General features: G+C 32.9%; 1 protein-coding gene. It reads right to left on the minus strand.

Going from position 1 to position 847, the window contains the following annotated elements:
- Window positions 1-138: 138 nt before the first annotated feature.
- Window positions 139-828 carry a DUF2695 domain-containing protein gene (locus ACFSSB_RS15440; RefSeq protein WP_379905924.1) on the minus strand — a complete coding sequence of 230 codons (690 nt, stop codon included), beginning with the start codon at window positions 826-828 and terminating at the stop codon, window positions 139-141.
- Between the last annotated feature and the right edge of the window lie 19 nt (window positions 829-847).

Here is an 847-nt window from a genome sequence, read left to right on the forward strand (position 1 = left end):
AACGTGTTTGTGTATGGTTAGTTGCGTGGTTAGGGAACTAAGTTAGCAAACTTTAACGAACCCGTGAAAATTCCTGCGGAATTTTCGCAAGTAGGCTCAAAAAAGCAATTAATTATACACGGTGTTAGCCATAGTTTTTTATTTCCTAAATATTACTTTATGCACTTTTAATTCAACTTTCGTTCCGCCAATTCCTGTTCTTTCCATAAAATGCGTTCCCATTGGTTTTCCTAAGTCAATTTTTTCAATTCTCGAAAAGTAATACTCAGCATCTCTTTCCGAAAATCTCGAAAGAGAACCTAATTTTAAATCACGAATTTTTTTCGCAAACTCTTTTCCATTTATCGGCTCTATTTCTTTTACAATTCCAATTTCAGTAGGCAATTCCGATTCAGTTCCGTTAAAGAAGTGCATACTTTTCCTAACTCTCTTTTTTGGTTTAAATCCAAATGGTGCTGGAATTAATAATTCTCCATTTTTCGTGTAATTATTATGGTCGTATTCAGAACACGAAAATAGTGCTTTTGTATAAACTTTATTTTCAGTCTGTTGAAAATTCAGCGGTATTTTGAAAGGATTTTTAAAGTCCATTTCTTTGTTTTCGGACTCTAATTCTAAATCACAATCTTCAGGTAAATTAAAAGTCACTTCGCAATCACAAAATCCACCATTCGATTCCAAAACGTCAATTAGGTCAGACTTATCAATTCCGTTTTTCTCAGCCCATTCAAAAGTGTTTTTCAATGAGTGGTCACATCCGATTTTTTCAATTCGGTTTTCTATAAAAACACAAAGTTCAGTTACTTGATTTTCTGTTAATACGGTCATTTTTCAAATTATGGCTAAC

Source organism: Lacinutrix gracilariae (genome assembly GCF_042684485.1).
GTDB lineage: Bacteria > Bacteroidota > Bacteroidia > Flavobacteriales > Flavobacteriaceae > Oceanihabitans > Oceanihabitans gracilariae.

Bases quoted from the DNA above. Each gene is read 5' to 3' on its own strand.
- ACFSSB_RS15440 (WP_379905924.1), bottom strand. From the start codon at position 828: ATGACCGTATTAACAGAAAATCAAGTAACTGAACTTTGTGTTTTTATA.